Source organism: Salipiger sp., from assembly GCF_059781815.1.
Map to the genome: position 1 here is coordinate 1 of NZ_JBYNAH010000404.1, position 956 is coordinate 956.

Consider the following 956-nt stretch of genomic DNA (forward strand, 5'->3'; position numbering starts at 1 on the left):
CCGAGCGCTGCCGAGGCTGCGCCCAAGTCGCGCCGCCGCCGCGCGCCCTCCAAGCCGCCGGAAATGCCGGTGGCCGCCGCCGCCGAGGGCGGCGACGACAAGACCCCGGTCTGAGATCGGACCGCCGATGGCCAGCCGTCCGACCGCTCCCGTCAGGCCCGCGAGGGCGCTTGCGCGCCGCGCCGCCTCAGGCGTCGGGCAGAGGGGGCAGGCTGCGCAGGTAAAGGATCACCGCGTCGAGATCCTCGGGCGTGGTCTGCGCGAGGTAGCCATAGGGCATCGGCGGGAACATCGGGCTGCCATCGGGGCGCTTGCCCTCGGTGATCATCGTCTTCAGCTCGGCATCGCTATAGCCCGCCAGCCCGTCCTCGTGGCTGGTCAGGTTGGCGGCGGTCGAGGTGCCCCACGGCCCGTGGAACTCGAACCCGCCCTTGCCGAGATGCTCGGCATCGAGCATCGGCCCCTGCGGACCCATCGGCGAGTGGCACTCCATGCAATGCATCACCGGCCCCGCCAGATAGGCGCCGTAGTCCACCGTGACGCCGCGCTCGGGCGCGCTGACGCTCTCGACGGGCGGGCCGTAGGCCGGGGGCAGGGGAATGTTGTACTCGGAGGGCGGCACCTCGTTCTGGACCGGCGCGAGCGTGCGCAGGAAGGCCACCATGTCGGCGAGATCGTCGTCGTCGAGGCCGCGATACATGGCGAAGGGCATCGGCGGGCCGATCAGGCTGCCATCGGGGCGGATGCCCTCGCGGATCGCCCGCGCCAGCTCGGCATCGCTCCAGCCAGCGATCGCGCCGGCCGGCGTGATGTTGGGCGCGTAGGCGGTGAAGCCCGGGTTCTTGTCGACCAGCCGTCCGGCCAGCTCCATCCCCGCCACCGGGCCGTCCGGCCCCATCGGCGTGTGGCAATTTCCGCAGCCTGCCGGGCCGCGCACCAGATATTCGCCCCTTGCG

At 72.4% G+C, this 956-nt stretch carries 1 protein-coding gene; it reads right to left on the minus strand.

What is annotated here, in order from left to right; genetic code table 11:
• Positions 1–187: 187 nt before the first annotated feature.
• Positions 188–956 (minus strand): c-type cytochrome (locus AC6RA4_RS25250; RefSeq protein ID WP_500165039.1); only part of this gene is annotated, 769 nt, incomplete at its 5' end.